This is a genomic window from Pseudomonas sp. OG7, from assembly GCF_014192825.1.
Taxonomy (GTDB): Bacteria; Pseudomonadota; Gammaproteobacteria; order Pseudomonadales; family Pseudomonadaceae; genus Aquipseudomonas; species Aquipseudomonas monteilii.
Genome location: NZ_JACHYK010000008.1, coordinates 245,274 through 260,718, shown reverse-complemented (window position 1 = coordinate 260,718; position 15,445 = coordinate 245,274). Strand labels below are relative to the sequence as shown.

Annotated in this window: 13 protein-coding genes; 5 read left to right on the top strand and 8 right to left on the bottom strand. The window is 62.8% G+C overall.

The genetic code is table 11. The features are described 5' to 3' along the window. Window positions 1-127: 127 nt before the first annotated feature. The 7 genes from FHW75_RS20695 to gloB form a co-directional block, all read right to left on the bottom strand. Window positions 128-1,753, bottom strand: a complete 1,626-nt coding sequence (locus FHW75_RS20695) for an ABC transporter ATP-binding protein (protein ID WP_019096480.1) — start codon at window positions 1,751-1,753, stop codon at window positions 128-130. Window position 1,754: 1 nt separating this feature from the next. After that, a complete protein-coding gene (locus tag FHW75_RS20690; protein ID WP_016711616.1) occupies window positions 1,755-2,774 on the bottom strand; it encodes an ABC transporter permease in 1,020 nt (339 codons plus the stop codon). Between the two features lies 1 nt (window position 2,775). Then, window positions 2,776-3,849 carry a microcin C ABC transporter permease YejB gene (locus tag FHW75_RS20685; RefSeq protein WP_027608722.1) on the bottom strand — a complete coding sequence of 358 codons (1,074 nt, stop codon included), beginning with the start codon at window positions 3,847-3,849 and terminating at the stop codon, window positions 2,776-2,778. 1 nt (window position 3,850) lies between these two features. Then, window positions 3,851-5,686: an extracellular solute-binding protein gene (locus FHW75_RS20680; protein WP_016711614.1), complete on the bottom strand. Its 1,836-nt coding sequence runs from the start codon at window positions 5,684-5,686 to the stop codon at window positions 3,851-3,853. Continuing rightward, the gene (locus FHW75_RS20675) at window positions 5,683-7,512 is read right to left on the bottom strand and encodes an extracellular solute-binding protein (RefSeq protein WP_221212556.1); all 1,830 of its coding nucleotides are present in this window, start codon (window positions 7,510-7,512) and stop codon (window positions 5,683-5,685) included. The genes FHW75_RS20680 and FHW75_RS20675 overlap by 4 nt, the downstream gene beginning before the upstream one ends. Window positions 7,513-7,634: 122 nt before the next feature. Beyond that, window positions 7,635-9,065, bottom strand: coding sequence for a lytic transglycosylase domain-containing protein (locus FHW75_RS20670; protein WP_025753345.1), 1,431 nt, complete (start codon window positions 9,063-9,065; stop codon window positions 7,635-7,637). A 100-nt stretch (window positions 9,066-9,165) separates the two neighbouring features. Continuing rightward, window positions 9,166-9,945 carry a hydroxyacylglutathione hydrolase gene (gene gloB, locus FHW75_RS20665; RefSeq protein WP_019099386.1) on the bottom strand — a complete coding sequence of 260 codons (780 nt, stop codon included), beginning with the start codon at window positions 9,943-9,945 and terminating at the stop codon, window positions 9,166-9,168. Between the two features lie 85 nt (window positions 9,946-10,030). Between gloB and FHW75_RS20660 the strand changes: the two genes are divergently transcribed. The 4 genes from FHW75_RS20660 (at window position 10,031) to FHW75_RS20645 (ending at window position 14,478) form a co-directional block, all read left to right on the top strand. Next, on the top strand, window positions 10,031-10,804 hold the full coding sequence (locus tag FHW75_RS20660; protein ID WP_019099387.1) for a class I SAM-dependent methyltransferase: 774 nt from the start codon (window positions 10,031-10,033) through the stop codon (window positions 10,802-10,804). Between the two features lie 13 nt (window positions 10,805-10,817). Further along, window positions 10,818-11,264: a ribonuclease HI gene (rnhA, locus tag FHW75_RS20655; protein WP_016711609.1), complete on the top strand. Its 447-nt coding sequence runs from the start codon at window positions 10,818-10,820 to the stop codon at window positions 11,262-11,264. Between the two features lie 51 nt (window positions 11,265-11,315). Next, window positions 11,316-12,074 (top strand): DNA polymerase III subunit epsilon, encoded by a 759-nt coding sequence (gene dnaQ / locus FHW75_RS20650; RefSeq protein WP_016711608.1) that lies wholly within the window; start codon window positions 11,316-11,318, stop codon window positions 12,072-12,074. A gap of 154 nt (window positions 12,075-12,228) precedes the next feature. Further along, complete coding sequence (locus FHW75_RS20645) at window positions 12,229-14,478, top strand: Orn/Lys/Arg decarboxylase N-terminal domain-containing protein (RefSeq protein WP_183674439.1); 2,250 nt, start codon at window positions 12,229-12,231, stop codon at window positions 14,476-14,478. On the opposite strand, the gene FHW75_RS20640 is transcribed toward FHW75_RS20645, so the two are convergent. Continuing rightward, window positions 14,462-14,680, bottom strand: coding sequence for a hypothetical protein (locus tag FHW75_RS20640; protein ID WP_016488235.1), 219 nt, complete (start codon window positions 14,678-14,680; stop codon window positions 14,462-14,464). The genes FHW75_RS20645 and FHW75_RS20640 overlap by 17 nt on opposite strands. Window positions 14,681-14,837: 157 nt before the next feature. On the opposite strand from FHW75_RS20640, the gene chrR reads away from it, so the two are divergent. Beyond that, on the top strand, window positions 14,838-15,398 hold the full coding sequence (chrR, locus tag FHW75_RS20635; RefSeq protein WP_019099389.1) for a class I chromate reductase ChrR: 561 nt from the start codon (window positions 14,838-14,840) through the stop codon (window positions 15,396-15,398). The last annotated feature ends 47 nt before the right edge of the window (window positions 15,399-15,445 follow it).

The following is a 15,445-nucleotide window of genomic DNA, read 5'->3' as shown; positions in this document are numbered from 1 at the left end:
ATGCGCCAGTGCCTGAGCATCGGGCCGACGGGGGACGGTGAGATAGTCACGAGGAAGCCTCCAATGCTGTACGGTCCTGCAGCGGTCAGCGTATGGGCAGTTGCAGCAACCGCCCATACTTTGATCTTTAGCGCATCATGCCCGGTTCGGCATCATCCACCTCAAGAAACGCCGCCTCCAGCAACTGCCGCGTATACGGATGCTGCGGCGCATGGAAGATCGCCTGCGCATCCCCTTGCTCCACCACATGCCCATGCTTGATCACCATCAACTGGTGACTCAGCGCCTTCACCACCGCCAGGTCATGGCTGATGAACAGGTAGGTCAGGTTGTACTTCTGCTGCAAATTACGCAGCAACTCCACCACCTGCCGCTGCACGGTGCGGTCCAGCGCGGAGGTGGGCTCATCCAGCAGGATCAACGCAGGCTTCAACACCAGCGCCCGTGCAATCGCAATACGCTGGCGCTGCCCGCCCGAGAACTCATGGGGATAGCGATGCCGTGTACGCGGGTCCAGCCCCACTTCCTCCAGCGCTGCAATGATCGCCGCTTCTTGCTCCTGCGCCGTACCAATGCCGTGAATGCGCAACCCTTCGCCCACAATGTCCGCCACGCACATGCGCGGGCTCAGGCTGCCGAACGGGTCCTGGAAAACCACCTGCATTTCCCGTCGCAGCGGCCGCACGGCCTTCTGGTTCAGCCCTTGCAAATTCTGCCCATGGAAGTGAATGCCACCCTGGCTGGAAATCAACCGCAGGATCGCCAAGCCGAGCGTCGACTTGCCCGACCCGGACTCGCCAACAATGCCTAGCGTCTGTCCTTGAGGCAGGCTGAAGTTGACGCCGTCCACCGCCTTCACATGGTCAACGGTGCGCCGCAGTAGCCCCTTCTTGATCGGGAACCACACCTTCAGGTCATCCACCTCAAGCAACGGCGCGCCCACCGGGTTGTGCGCCGGCAGCCCACTGGGCTCGGCGTTGATCAGCATCTGCGTGTAATGGTGCTGCGGGGAACTGAACAGCGTGGCGCATTCGGCTTGTTCGACAATCTGCCCGCGCTGCATCACGCACACGCGGTGGGCGATGCGGCGCACCAGGTTCAGGTCGTGGCTGATCAGCAGCAGTGCCATGCCCAGGCGCGCCTGCAGTTCCTTGAGCAGGTCGAGGATCTTCAACTGCACAGTCACGTCCAGCGCCGTGGTCGGTTCGTCGGCAATCAGCAACTCCGGCTCGTTGGCCAGCGCCATGGCAATCATCACCCGCTGGCGTTGCCCGCCCGACAGCTCGTGGGGCAGGGCCTTCAAACGCTTTTGTGGTTCGGGTATGCCGACCAGTTCCAGCAGCTCCAACGTGCGTGCCGTCGCTTCCTTGCCGGTCAGGCCCTTGTGCAGCAACAGGATTTCGTTGATTTGCTTCTCGATGCAGTGCAGCGGGTTGAGCGAGGTCATCGGCTCCTGGAAGATCATCGCAATGCGGTTACCGCGAATGCGTTGCAGGGTCTTCTCGTTCTGCTGCAGCAGGTCTTTGCCTTCGTAGCGGATGCTGCCGTTGGGGTGGCGGGCCAGGGGGTAGGGCAGCAGGCGCAGGATCGAGTGCGCGGTGACGGACTTGCCCGAGCCACTTTCGCCCACCAGTGCCAAGGTCTCGCCCTTGCGGATGTCGAAGCTGATGCCGTCGACTACGCGGTTGACCTGGTCCCCGGTCACAAACTCAACGGCCAGGTCGCGCACTTCGATCAGGTTCTGTTCACTCATGTCACTTCCTCGGGTCGAAGGCATCGCGGGCGGATTCGCCGATGAACACCAGCAGGCTCAGCATCAGCGCCAGCACGGCAAAGGCGCTGATACCCAGCCACGGCGCCTGCAGGTTGGACTTGCCCTGGGCCACCAGTTCGCCCAGCGATGGTGAACCGGCAGGCAGGCCGAAGCCGAGGAAGTCCAGGGCGGTGAGGGTGCCGATGGCGCCGGTGAGGATGAACGGCATGAAGGTCATGGTCGAGATCATGGCGTTGGGCAGGATGTGCCGGTACATGATCGCGCCGTTGCGCATGCCTAACGCGCGGGCGGCGCGCACGTATTCCAGGTTGCGCCCGCGCAGGAACTCGGCGCGTACCACGTCCACCAGGCTCATCCACGAGAACAGCAGCATGATGCCCAACAACCACCAGAAGTTGGGCTGCACGAAGCTCGCCAGGATGATCAGCAGGTACAGCACAGGCAGGCCGGACCAGATCTCCAGAAAACGTTGCCCGGCCAGGTCGACCCAGCCGCCATAAAAGCCCTGCAAAGCGCCGGCAATGACGCCGACGATGGAGCTGGCCACGGTCAGGGTGAGGGCAAACAGCACCGAAATGCGGAAGCCGTAGATCACCCGCGCCAGTACGTCGCGGCCCTGGTCGTCGGTGCCCAGCCAGTTGTCCGCCGAGGGCGGTGCCGGGGCGGGGACGCGCAGGTCGTAGTTGATGCTCTGGTAGCTGAACGGGATGGGTGCCCACAGCACGAAGCTGTCTTTCTTTTCCAGCAGTTCGCGGATGTAGGGGCTCTTGTAGTTGGCTTCCAGCGGGAACTCGCCGCCGAAGGTGGTTTCCGGGTAGCGCTTGAACGCCGGGAAGTACCACTCGCCGTCGTAGCGCACGGCAATTGGCTTGTCGTTGGCGATCAGCTCGGCGCCCAGGCTCAGGCCGAACAGGATCAGGAACAGCCACAGCGACCACCAGCCACGGCGGTTGGCCTTGAAGCGCTCGAAGCGCCGGCGGTTGAGGGGGGACAAGGCCATGTCAGTGCTCCCGGCTGGCGAAGTCGATGCGTGGATCGACCAGGGTGTAGGTCAGGTCGCCGATCAGTTTCACCACCAGCCCCAGCAGGGTGAAGATGAACAGGGTGCCGAAGACCACCGGGTAGTCGCGGTTGATGGCCGCCTCGAAACTCATAAGCCCCAGGCCGTCGAGGCTGAAGATCACCTCGATCAGCAACGAGCCGGTAAAGAAGATGCCGATGAACGCCGAAGGGAAGCCGGCGATCACCAACAGCATGGCATTGCGGAACACGTGGCCATACAGCACCCGTGGCCGGCTCAGGCCTTTGGCCTTGGCGGTGACCACGTATTGTTTGTTGATCTCGTCGAGGAAGCTGTTCTTGGTCAGCAGGGTCATGGTGGCGAAATTGCCGATGACCAGCGCGGTGATCGGCAGCACCAGGTGCCAGAAGTAGTCCAGCACTTTACCCGTGGTGCTCAGCTCGTCGAAATTGTTGGAGGTGAGGCCGCGCAGCGGGAACCAGTCGAAATAGCTGCCGCCGGCGAACAGCACGATCAGCAGGATGGCGAACAGGAACGCCGGGATGGCATAGCCGACGATGATTGCCGAGCTGGTCCACACGTCGAAGTGGCTGCCGTGGCGCACCGCCTTGGCGATCCCCAGCGGGATCGAGATCAGGTACATGATCAGCGTGCTCCACAGCCCCAGCGAGATCGACACTGGCATTTTCTCGATAATCAGGTCGACGACCTTGGCATCGCGGAAGAAGCTGTCGCCGAAGTCCAGTCGGGCGTAGTTCTTGATCATGATCCACAGGCGCTCGGGCGGCGACTTGTCGAAGCCGTACATGCGCTCGATTTCGGCGATCAGCGCCGGGTCCAGGCCTTGGGCGCCACGGTAGTTGGAGCCGGCCACGGAGACCTCGGCGCCGCCACCGGCAATGCGGCTGGTGGCGCCTTCGAAACCTTCGAGCTTGGCGATCATCTGCTCGACCGGGCCACCGGGGGCGGCCTGGACGATGATGAAGTTGATGATCAGGATGCCGAACAGGGTCGGGATGATCAGCAGCAGGCGGCGCAGGATATAGGCCAGCATCTTAGTTGGCCTCGTCCGCAGGGGCTTCGCTGACCGCCGGGGTTACCCCGGGCTTGATCCACCAGGTGTCGATGCCGATGTCGTACTTGGGCGAAACATCCGGGTGGCCGATGTGGTTCCAGTAGGCCACGCGCCAGGTCTTGATGTGCCAGTTGGGGATCACGTAGTAGCCCCACAGCAGCACCCGGTCGAGGGCGCGGCAGTGGTCGACCAGGCTCTGGCGCGAGTCGGCGTTGATCAGCGCTTCCACCAGTTGGTCGATAGCCGGGTCGCGCAGGCCGATGAAGTTGCGGCTGCCGGGGTTGTCGGCGGCGGCGCTGGACCAGAACTCGCGCTGCTCGTTGCCCGGCGAGTTGGACTGCGGGTAGCCGCCGACGATCATGTCGTAGTCACGCGAGCGCAGGCGCGTGATGTACTGGGAAACGTCGACCCGGCGGATGTTCAGGTCGATGCCGAGGTCGGCAAGGTTACGCTTGAACGGCAGCAGGATGCGTTCGAACTCGGTTTGTGCCAGCAGGAACTCGATGCTGACCGGTTTACCCTGAGCGTCGACCATCTTGTCGTCGACAATCTTCCAGCCGGCTTCCTGCAACAGCTTGTAGGCCTGGCGCTGTTGCTCGCGGATCATGCCGCTGCCATCGCTGACCGGGTTCTTGAAGGCCTCGGTGAAGACCTGTTCGGGGACTTTGCCACGCAGCGGTTCGAGGATTTTCAGCTCGCTGGCGCTGGGCAGGCCGTGGGCGGCCATTTCCGAGTTGTCGAAGTAGCTGCCGGTGCGGGTGTAGGCGCCGTTGAACAGCTGTTTGTTGGTCCACTCGTAGTCCAGCAGCAGGCTCAGGGCCTGGCGCACGCGTATGTCCTGGAACACCGGGCGGCGGATGTTGAAAATGAAACCTTGCATGCCGGTGGGGTTGCCGTTGGGCAGCTCTTCTTTGATCAGGCGGCCGTCGCGCACGGCGGGTACGTTGTAGGCGGTGGCCCAGTTTTTTGCACTGACCTCCAGCGCGTAGTCGAACGCGCCGGCCTTGAGTGCTTCCAGCGCGACGGTGGTGTCGCGGTAGGAGTCGAAGGTCATGGCATCGAAGTTATAGAACCCGCGGTTGATCGGCAGGTCCTTGCCCCAGTAATCCTTGACCCGCTCGTAGCGCACCGAGCGCCCGGCCTTCACCTCGGCGACCTTGTACGGGCCGCTGCCCAGCGGGATTTCCAGGTTGCCGCGGTTGAAGTCGCGGTTTTCGTACCAATGCTTGGGCAGCACTGGCAGCTGGCCGAGAATCAGCGGCAGCTCGCGGTTACCCTTGTGCTTGAACGTGAACAGCACCTTGAGCGGGTCTTCGGCGACCACCTCGGCGACGTCGGCATAGTACTGGCGGTACAGCGGCGCACCGTCCTTGATCAACGCGTTGAAGGTGAATACCACGTCTTCGGCACGCATCGGGTGGCCGTCGTGGAAGCGCGCCTCCGGGCGCAAGTAGAAGCGCACCCAGCTGTTGTCAGGTGCCTTCTCGATCCTGGCGGCCACCAGGCCGTACTCGGTGAACGGCTCGTCCTGGCTCTGGCGCATCAGGGTGTCGTAGATGATGCTGATGTTCTCGGCCGATACGCCTTTGTTGATGAACGGGTTGAGGCTGTCGAAGCCGCCGAAGCTGGACTGGCGGAAGGTACCGCCCTTGGGCGCATCCGGGTTGACGTAGTCGAAGTGCTTGAAGTCGGCGGGGTACTTGGGCGGCTCGTCGTACAGGGTGAGTGCGTGTTGCGGTGCGGCCAGGGCGGGAAGGCTCAGGCAGGCGAGCAACAGGCTGCCTGCCAGCCGGCGCAGTGGGTGCGTTGGCGTCATTGGGCTTTCTCCGAAGTCTTGATCCACCAGCTGTTCAGCCCCAGGGTGTAGGGCGGCGTGGTGACGAAGGCGAACCGGTTGCGGTAGGCCAGGCGATGATTGTCGAGGTACCAGTTGGGGATCATGTAGTACTGCCATGAAAGCACGCGGTCCAGGGCGCGGGCGGCGGCGATCTGGTCGTCGCGGGTACGCGCTGCCAGCAGGGTGTCGAGCAGGTGGTCGACCACCGGATCCCTGACCCCAGCATAGTTCTTGCTGCCCTTGGTGGCGGCCTGGCTGGAATGGAAGTACAGCCACTGTTCGAGGCCGGGGCTAAGGGTCTGGTTCAGGGTCATCAGAATCATGTCGAAATCGAACTGGTCCAGGCGTTGTTTGTACTGGGCACGGTCCACGGTGCGCAAGCGCGCATCGATGCCGATGCTGGACAGATTTTCGACATAAGGTTGCAGAATGCGTTCAAGGTTGGGGTTTACCAGCAGCAGTTCCATACGCAGCTGCTGGCCCTTGCTGTCGACCAGGCGCTGGCCATTGAGCTTCCAGCCGGCCTCGGCAAGCAGGCCCAGGGCCTGGCGCAGGGTCTGGCGGCTGATGCCGCGGCCATCGGTCTGGCTGACCTTGTAGGGTTCGCTGAACAGCTTTGCCGGCAACTGGTCGCGGAACGGCGCCAGCAGCAGCCATTCCTTGCCGGTGGGCAGGTCGCTGGCGGCGAACTCGCTGTTGGGGTAATAGCTGGTCGAGCGGCGGTAGGCGCTGCTGAACAGGGCGCGGTTGGTCCACTCGAAGTCGAGCATCAGCCCCAGCGCCTGGCGTACCCGCGGGTCGCTGAAGGTGGCGCGGCGGCTGTTCATGAACAGGCCCTGGGTTTGCGTGGGGATCTGGTGCGGGATCTGGGCCTTGATGACCTCGCCACGGCGCACGGCCGGGAAATTGTAGCCGTTGGCCCAGTTCTTGGCCTGGTGCTCGATATAGATGTCGAATTCGCCGGCCTTGAAGGCTTCGAAGGCTACGGTGGCGTCGCGGTAGAACTCGTACTCCACGCGCTTGAAGTTGTACTTGCCACGGTTGACTGCCAGGTCCTTGCCCCAGTAGTTCTTCACCCGTTCGAACACCAGCCGGCGGCCGGGCTGAACTTCAGTGATGCGGTAGGGGCCGCTGCCCAGCGGTGGCTCGAAGGTGGTGGCCTTGAAATCGCGCTTCTGCCAGTAGTGCTTGGGCAGCACCGGCATTTCGCCCAGGCGCAGGATCAGCAGCGGGTTGCCGGCGCGCTTGAACACGAAGCGGATACGCAGCGGGCCGAGGATGTCCACCCGTTGCACTTCCTGCAGGTTGGTGCGGTAGATCGGGTGGCCGTCCTTGAGCAGGGTGCGGTAGGAAAAGGCCACGTCTGCCGAGGTGATCGGCTGGCCGTCATGCCAGCGGGCTTCCGGGCGCAGGTTGAACACCACCCAGCTGCGGTCTTCGCTGTACTCCACCGACCGGGCGATCAGGCCGTAGCTGGAGGTCGGCTCGTCGCCGGACGGGTCGTACTGGCCGGTGCCGACCATCAGTGGCTCGTTCAGCTCGCTGATGCCGTATTGCTGGAAATTGGGCGTGGTAATCGGGCTCGACCCCTTGAAGGTGTAGGGGTTGAGGGTATCGAACGTACCAAAGGCCATGGCCCGCAAGGTGCCGCCCTTGGGCGCTTGCGGGTTGACCCAGTCGAAATGGGTGAAGGTGGCTGGGTACTTGAGCGTGCCGAACTGCGCGTATCCGTGGCTTTCGCTCACCATCGCGGCTGCGGGAAAGCTCAAGGCCAGGCTGAGTGACAGCAGGAGGGGACGTATCAAGTCGGCATCCGATCCAGAGGCGTTGGGCTTTGATCGGGGTACAGTAACAGCTTGGTAGGGTTGGAAAAAGAGTGCGGTTCAGAGGATTGCAAGGGACTGCAAGGCAGCCCCTTGGCCCTGAATCAGTGCGAGAGGTAGACGGTCAAAGTCTGGCCTGGCTTGAGGGCATGGCCGCTGCGCGGGTTCCAGCGCTTGAGGTGCTGCATTTCCACGTTGAAGCGCTTGGCCACCAGGTACAGCGAGTCGCCCTTGCGTACCTTGTATTGCGTGGAGCGCTTCCCGGATGCCGCCACCCGGTTGCCAGCGGCGCTCGGTGCGTTGCCACCGCGCAAGGCCAGTACCTGGCCTGCGCGCAGGTTGTTACCGGAGAGGCGGTTCCAGCGCTTGATGTCCTTGACCGACACACGGTTGGCCTTGGCGATGGCGACCAGATTGTCACCGCGCTTGACCCGGTAGCTACGCGCTGCAACCGGTGCCTTGGCTTCGGCCACGGCACGGGCGAATACGGCTTTGTTCGGCTGCAGGCTGACCAATTGCTCGGGCTTGAGGTTGGACAGGCTGTCGCTCAGCAGTTGTGCCTTGGCGGTCGGCACCAGCAACTGCTGCGGGCCATCTACGGTCATGCGCTTTTTGAACGCCGGGTTTAGCTGGATCAGCTCGTCTTCGTCGATGTTGGCAAAGGCTGCCACCCGCGAAAGGTCCAGGCGGTCGTTGATGGCCACCGCCTCGAAGTAGGGTTCGTTGGCGATCGGGTTCAGGTTCACGCCGTAGGCTTCAGGGGTGAGCACCACCTGCGACAGGGCCAGCAGCTTGGGCACGTAGTCGCGGGTTTCCTGTGGCAGGGGCAGGTTCCAGTAGTCGGTTGGCAGGCCGAGCCGTTCGTTGCGTTCGATGGCGCGGCTGACGGTGCCTTCACCGGCGTTGTAGGCTGCCAGGGCCAGCAGCCAGTCACCGTTGAACATGTCGTGCAGGCGGGACAGGTAGTCCAGCGCTGCGTTGGTCGAAGCGGTGACGTCGCGACGACCGTCGTAGAAGTTGGTCTGGCGCAGGTTGAAGTGGCGGCCGGTTGACGGGATGAACTGCCACATCCCCGCCGCGTGGGCACGCGAGTAGGCCATCGGGTTGTAGGCGCTTTCGATGGCCGGCAGCAGGGCCAGTTCCAGCGGCATCTCGCGCTCTTCAAGGCGTTCGACAATGTAATGCAGGTAGAGGCTGCCACGCTCGCCGGCGCTTTCGATGAAGCTCGGGTTGCTGGCGAACCACAGGCGCTGTTGCTCGATACGCGGGTTGACGTCGATGCCATCCTGCAAGGCGAAGCCCTGGCGCATGCGCTCCCAGACATCCTGCGGTGCCTGCTCGGCCGGTTTGACCAGCAGCGGTGAAGGTTTGTGCTTGATCCGCGCCTGGTAGTTGTGCGCGCGAACGCTTTCGGATTCGTCGAGCTGACGGGTGCTCTGGCAACCCACCAAGGTGGCGGCCAGGGCCAGCGCACTGATTTGGGCCAGGCGCGTCAGGGCGACGGAATGAGAGGTTCTGCGGCTACGGGAAGACATCGGCTGACACAGGTATCCGGGCGAAAAATTTCGGCGATTCTAGAAACCGCTCCGGGCCTGGTCAACCTTTGACCATCACTTGCGATATATCTTGCGGTTATCAGAAGGTGTCCTTCCAAGACCTCAAGGCAGCAAAAACAGTGACCTGCGAGTCGTTTGGATGTCCCTTCCATTCGTCTGCTTTTTGTTTAACTAATGTTTCAGAGGTTCGCAGGAAGGGGTTGGTCAGGCGTTCTAGGCCAATGGTTGATGGCAAGGTGATGCGATTGTCGGCGCGCAAACGGGTAACGTCCTCGAACCGCTTCAGAACGTGCGGGTTGGTGGGTTCCACCGCCTTGGCAAAACGCAGATTGCTGAGGGTGTATTCGTGGGCGCAGTACACTTCTGTTTGCGCCGGCAGCGCCGCCAGGCGGGCGAGGGCGGGTTGCATCTGTTCGGGTGTACCCTCGAACATGCGACCGCATCCGGCGGCGAACAGGGTGTCGCCGCTGAACAGCACGGGCGTTGCCGGCTGGTCGCTGAAGAACGCGATATGCCCCAGGGTGTGGCCGGGTACGGCCAGCACCTGGAAGGCCACGCCCAGCACAGTCACCTGATCGCCTTCGTCCAGCGCCAGGTCGCGGCAGGGAATGCGTTCGTGGGCCGGGCCGCAGACACGCGCATCGGTCAGTTGCTTGAGCCGTTCCACGCCGCCGACATGGTCGTTGTGGTGGTGGGTAATCAGGATATCGCTGAGCACCCACTCGGGATTGGCCGCCAGCCAGCGTTCCACCGGACCGGCGTCACCTGGGTCGACCACCGCGCAGCGGCGTTTGGCAGTATCCTGTAACAACCAGATGTAGTTGTCGGAGAAAGCGGGGAGAGCATCGATCTGTATCATGGTGCGGATCCGATTCGCCTAGCGTGGCACATGAGGGCATCTTAGCCGCGATGGCGCGGTGCGAGAACCTTCGAGGGAGAGCGCAATGACCGACCAAGCCTTTGCCCAGGCCGACCCGGACTGGGTCAAGCTGATCAGCCTGGCCCGTGAGTGGTTCAACGGCCCACTCGGCCAGCTGATGCTCAAGGAGGAGGAAAAACTGCTGGAAGAAGAGCTGGGGCGCTTCTTCGGCGGGTACCTTGTGCATTACGGGCCTTGTGCCGAGCCGCCACCGAGCGCGCCCCAGGTGCAGCGCAACGTGCGCCTCGGCGCGCCGCTACCGGGCGTGGAGATTGTGTGCGAGGAACAGGCCTGGCCGCTGAGCGAGCATGCTGCCGACGTGGTGGTGCTGCAACATGGCCTGGATTTCTGCCTGTCGCCCCATGGCCTGCTGCGCGAGGCCGCCAGCGCCGTGCGCCCGGGCGGGCATCTGCTGATTGTCGGGATCAACCCCTGGAGCAGCTGGGGCATGCGCCATTTCTTCAGCCATGGGGCGTTGCGCAAGGCCCGGTGCATCTCGCCGTCTCGGGTGGGGGACTGGCTCAACCTGCTGGGCTTCGCGCTGGAGAAACGCCGCTTCGGGTGCTATCGTCCGCCGCTTGCCTCACCGGCCTGGCAGCAACGCCTGGAGGGCTGGGAACGGCTGGCAGGTGGCTGGCAAAGCTCGGGTGGCGGCGTGTACCTGCTGGTGGCGCGCAAGATGGTGGTCGGCCTGCGGCCGCTGCGGCCGGAGCGCCGCGAACCAATGGGCAAGTTGCTGCCGCTGCCGCTGGCCAAGGTCAACCGCACGGCGGTGGACCCTGATACTGAAAAGCACTGAACATGAGTGGTACATGAGCGAAAGCGTCGAGATGTTTACCGATGGTGCCTGCAAGGGCAACCCTGGCCCGGGTGGCTGGGGTGTCCTGATGATCTACAAGGGCGTCGAGAAGGAACTGTGGGGCGGCGAACGCGAAACCACCAACAACCGCATGGAGCTGATGGCCGCGATCCAGGGGTTGATGGCGCTGAAGCGTGAATGCGAAGTGGTATTGACCACAGACTCGCAGTACGTGATGAAGGGCATCAACGAGTGGATGGTCAACTGGAAGAAGCGCGGCTGGAAGACGGCGGCCAAGGAGCCGGTCAAGAATGCCGACCTGTGGCAGCAACTGGATGAACAGGTCAACCGCCACAAAGTGACCTGGAAGTGGGTGCGCGGCCACATCGGCCACCCCGGCAACGAACGCGCCGACCAGCTGGCCAACCGTGGCGTGGACGAAGTGCGCGCCCAGCGTTGAGCTGGGGTACAATTGCCGCCTTTGTAACTGATGCAAGTTGGAGCGCCCCGCGTGGAGCAGCAGCAAGATAAGCGGTTCGTCATTCTCGATACCGAAACCACGGGTATGCCGGTTAGCGAAGGCCACCGGATCATCGAGATCGGCTGTGTCGAAGTCATCGGCCGGCGCCTGACCGGGCGGCACTTCCACGTTTACCTGCAGCCGGACCGCGAGAGTGACGAGGGCGCGATCAACGTCCACGGCATCACCGATGCCTTCCTGGTCGGCAAGCCGCGCTTTGGTGATGTGGCCGAAGAGTTCTTCGATTTCATTCAGGGCGCCACGCTGGTTATCCATAACGCGGCGTTCGACGTTGGCTTCATCAACAACGAATTTGCCCTGCTCGGTCAGCACGACCGTGCGGACGTTTCGCAGTATTGCACCATCCTCGATACCCTGCTGTTGGCACGTTCGCGTCACCCGGGGCAGCGCAACAGCCTTGATGCGTTGTGCAAACGCTACGACATCGACAACTCGGGCCGTGAACTGCACGGCGCACTGCTCGACTCGGAACTGCTGGCAGATGTCTATCTGGCGATGACCGGTGGCCAGACCAGCCTTTCGCTGGCTGGGCATGGGGCAGATGCCGAGGGTGATGGGCAGGGCAGTGGTGGCAGCGAGATCCGCCGGATTACCGGGCGTGCGCCTGGGCGAGTGATCATGGCCAGTGCCGAGGAGCTTGAGGCGCATGCCGAGCGCCTGGCGGCCATTGCCAAGTCGGCGGGTGGGCCTTCCATGTGGCAGGTTCTTACCGAGACACCTGCTGGCTGATTTTCTGCGCTTGTCGCGGGTTTTGTGGTGCCAGTGAGATCGAGCGCCGCTCGCGATGCGCCGTGCGGACGGCGCTCGATTTACGCGTCGCCTCAATACTCAGCACGTCAACTACCCTGAAATGGACGCCCTGTCCTTCGGAGGTAGCCACCTGATGTACAAGGACCTCAAGTTCCCCATCCTCATCGTCCACCGCGCCATCAAGGCTGACAGTGTCGCCGGCGAGCGCGTGAGGGGCATCGCCGAGGAACTGCGCCAGGACGGCTTCGCCATCCTCGCCGCCGCCGACCACGCCGAAGCGCGGCTGGTCGCCGCCACCCACCACGGCCTGGCCTGCATGCTGATTGCCGCAGAAGGCGCCGGCGAAAATACCCATCTGTTGCAGAACATGGCCGAGCTGATCCGCCTGGCTCGTCTGCGTGCACCCAACCTGCCGATCTTCGCCCTGGGTGAGCAGGTCACCCTGGAAAACGCCCCTGCCGAAGCCATGAGCGAGCTCAACCAGCTGCGCGGCATCCTGTACCTGTTCGAAGACACCGTACCGTTTCTTGCTCGCCAGGTGGCGCGCGCCGCACACACCTACCTCGATGGCCTGTTGCCGCCTTTCTTCAAGGCGCTGGTGCAGCACACCGCGCAGTCCAACTATTCCTGGCACACCCCGGGCCATGGTGGTGGCGTGGCCTACCATAAAAGCCCGGTAGGCCAGGCCTTTCACCAGTTTTTCGGGGAAAACACGCTGCGCTCCGATCTGTCGGTTTCGGTGCCGGAGCTGGGGTCGCTGCTCGACCACACCGGCCCCTTGGCTGAAGCCGAGGCCAGGGCCGCCCGCAACTTCGGCGCCGACCATACCTTCTTTGTCATCAATGGCACCTCTACGGCCAACAAGATCGTCTGGCACGCCATGGTAGGCCGTGACGACCTGGTGCTGGTGGACCGCAACTGCCACAAGTCAGTGGTCCACGCGATCATCATGACCGGTGCCATTCCGTTGTACCTGTGCCCGGAGCGTAACGAACTGGGCATCATCGGCCCGATCCCGCTCAGCGAGTTCAGCCCTGAGGCAATTCAGGCGAAGATCCAGGCCAACCCGCTCGCCCGTGGTCGGGCGCCGCGCATCAAGCTGGCGGTGGTGACCAACTCCACCTATGACGGCTTGTGTTACCACGCAGGGCTGATCAAGCAGACCTTGGGCAGCAGTGTCGAGGTGCTGCACTTCGACGAGGCCTGGTTTGCCTATGCGGCGTTTCATGACTTCTTCACCGGGCGTTATGCCATGGGCACTGCCTGCGCGGATGACAGCCCGCTGGTGTTCAGTACCCATTCCACCCACAAGCTGCTGGCGGCGTTCAGCCAGGCTTCCATGATTCATGTGCAAGACGGGGCCAGGCGCCAACTGGACCGCGACCGCTTCAACGAAGCGTTCATGATGCACATATCGACCTCGCCGCAGTACAGCATCCTCGCTTCGCTGGACGTGGCCTCGACCATGATGGAGGGGCCGGCCGGGCGCTCGCTGCTGCAAGAAATGTTCGACGAGGCACTGAGCTTTCGCCGGGCCCTGGCCAATCTGCGCGAACACATTGCTGCGGACGATTGGTGGTTCAGTATCTGGCAGCCGCCGAGCGCTGAAGGTATTCACTATCTGCAAGCGCAGGACTGGTTGTTGCAACCGGGCGCAGAGTGGCATGGCTTTGGCGAGGTGGTGGACGACTACGTGCTGCTCGACCCGCTGAAGGTAACCCTGGTGATGCCGGGCCTTGGTGCGGATGGCGTACTGGACGAGCACGGTATCCCGGCGGTGGTGGTCAGCAAGTTTCTCTGGGAGCGGGGGCTGGTGGTGGAGAAAACCGGCCTGTACAGCTTTCTGGTGCTGTTCTCCATGGGCATCACCAAGGGCAAGTGGAGCACGTTGCTGACCGAGTTGCTGGAGTTCAAGCGCCACTACGATGGCAATACTGCCCTGAGTAGCTGCTTGCCGAGTGTGGTGGCCGCCGATGCCTCACGCTACCGGGGGATGGGCCTGCGCGACCTGTGCGACCAGTTGCATGGCTGCTACCGCAGCAACGCCACGGCCAAGCAACTGAAACGGCTGTTCACGCGCTTGCCGGAGGTGGCCGTGAGCCCGGCCCAGGCCTATGACCAGATGGTGCGTGGCGAGGTGGAGGCGGTGCCGATCGAGGCACTGCTGGGGCGTGTGGCGGCAGTGATGCTGGTGCCGTACCCGCCCGGCATTCCGTTGATCATGCCGGGGGAGCGGTTCACCGAGGCGACCCGCTCGATACTCGATTACCTGGCCTTTGCCCGAGCGTTCAACCAAGGGTTTCCCGGTTTTGTCGCCGACGTGCATGGCCTGCAGAACGAGAGTGGTGGCTACACCGTGGACTGCATCAAGGAATGCGAATGATCTCGACACCGGAGCGTGCCAGTTCGAAACGGTTTTCACCCAGGTGGTTGACCTTGTCGCCGATGGCCAGGCGGTAAGTGGTGATGGGGGCGCCCAGCGTGCTGCCGTCCAGTTGCAGGGTGGACTCCTGGAACTCGTGCACGGGGTAGATACGGCCTTCGGCGTCACGGGCGTGGAATTGGCCGACCATTACTGCTGCCATTTGGGTGGAAACCTCTGAATTGCGTAGGAAATGTATGCAGGCATAGACCGTGGAACAACCTCGGAAGTTTTCGCCTTGCACAAAAAAAACCGAGACGCCGAGGAACGGTCATCTATAACTACAACGTCCCTTTACCCAGCACAGGATGGAAATTGCCATGAGCCAGGTGTATTCGGTAGCGGTTGTCGTCGGCAGCTTGCGCAAGGAGTCCTACAACCGCAAGGTCGCCCGCGCACTTTCGGAGCTGGCGCCGTCCAGCCTAGCCCTGAAGATTATCGAGATTGGTGATTTGCCGTTGTACAACGAGGACGTCGAGGCCGAAGCGGTGCCCAAGGCGTGGGAGCGTTTTCGCAAAGAGATCCGCGACAGTGATGCCGTGCTGTTCGTCACGCCGGAATACAACCGCTCGGTGCCGGGTTGCCTGAAAAATGCCATCGATGTGGGCTCGCGGCCCTACGGGCAAAGTGCCTGGAGCGGCAAGCCGACGGCAGTGGTGAGTGTGTCGCCGGGGGCCATTGGCGGCTTTGGTGCCAATCATGCTGTGCGCCAGTCACTGGTGTTTCTCGACATGCCATGCATGCAGATGCCCGAGGCCTATATTGGCGGCGCGGCGAGCTTGTTCGAGGACTCGGGCAAGCTCAACGACAAGACCCGGCCGTTCTTGCAGGCGTTTGTCGACAAGTTTGCTTCGTGGGTGAAGTTGAACAGGGCGGTTTGATACCTGCTCATTCGGGGGTGGTTTCATTGGGGCCGCACAGCGGCCCC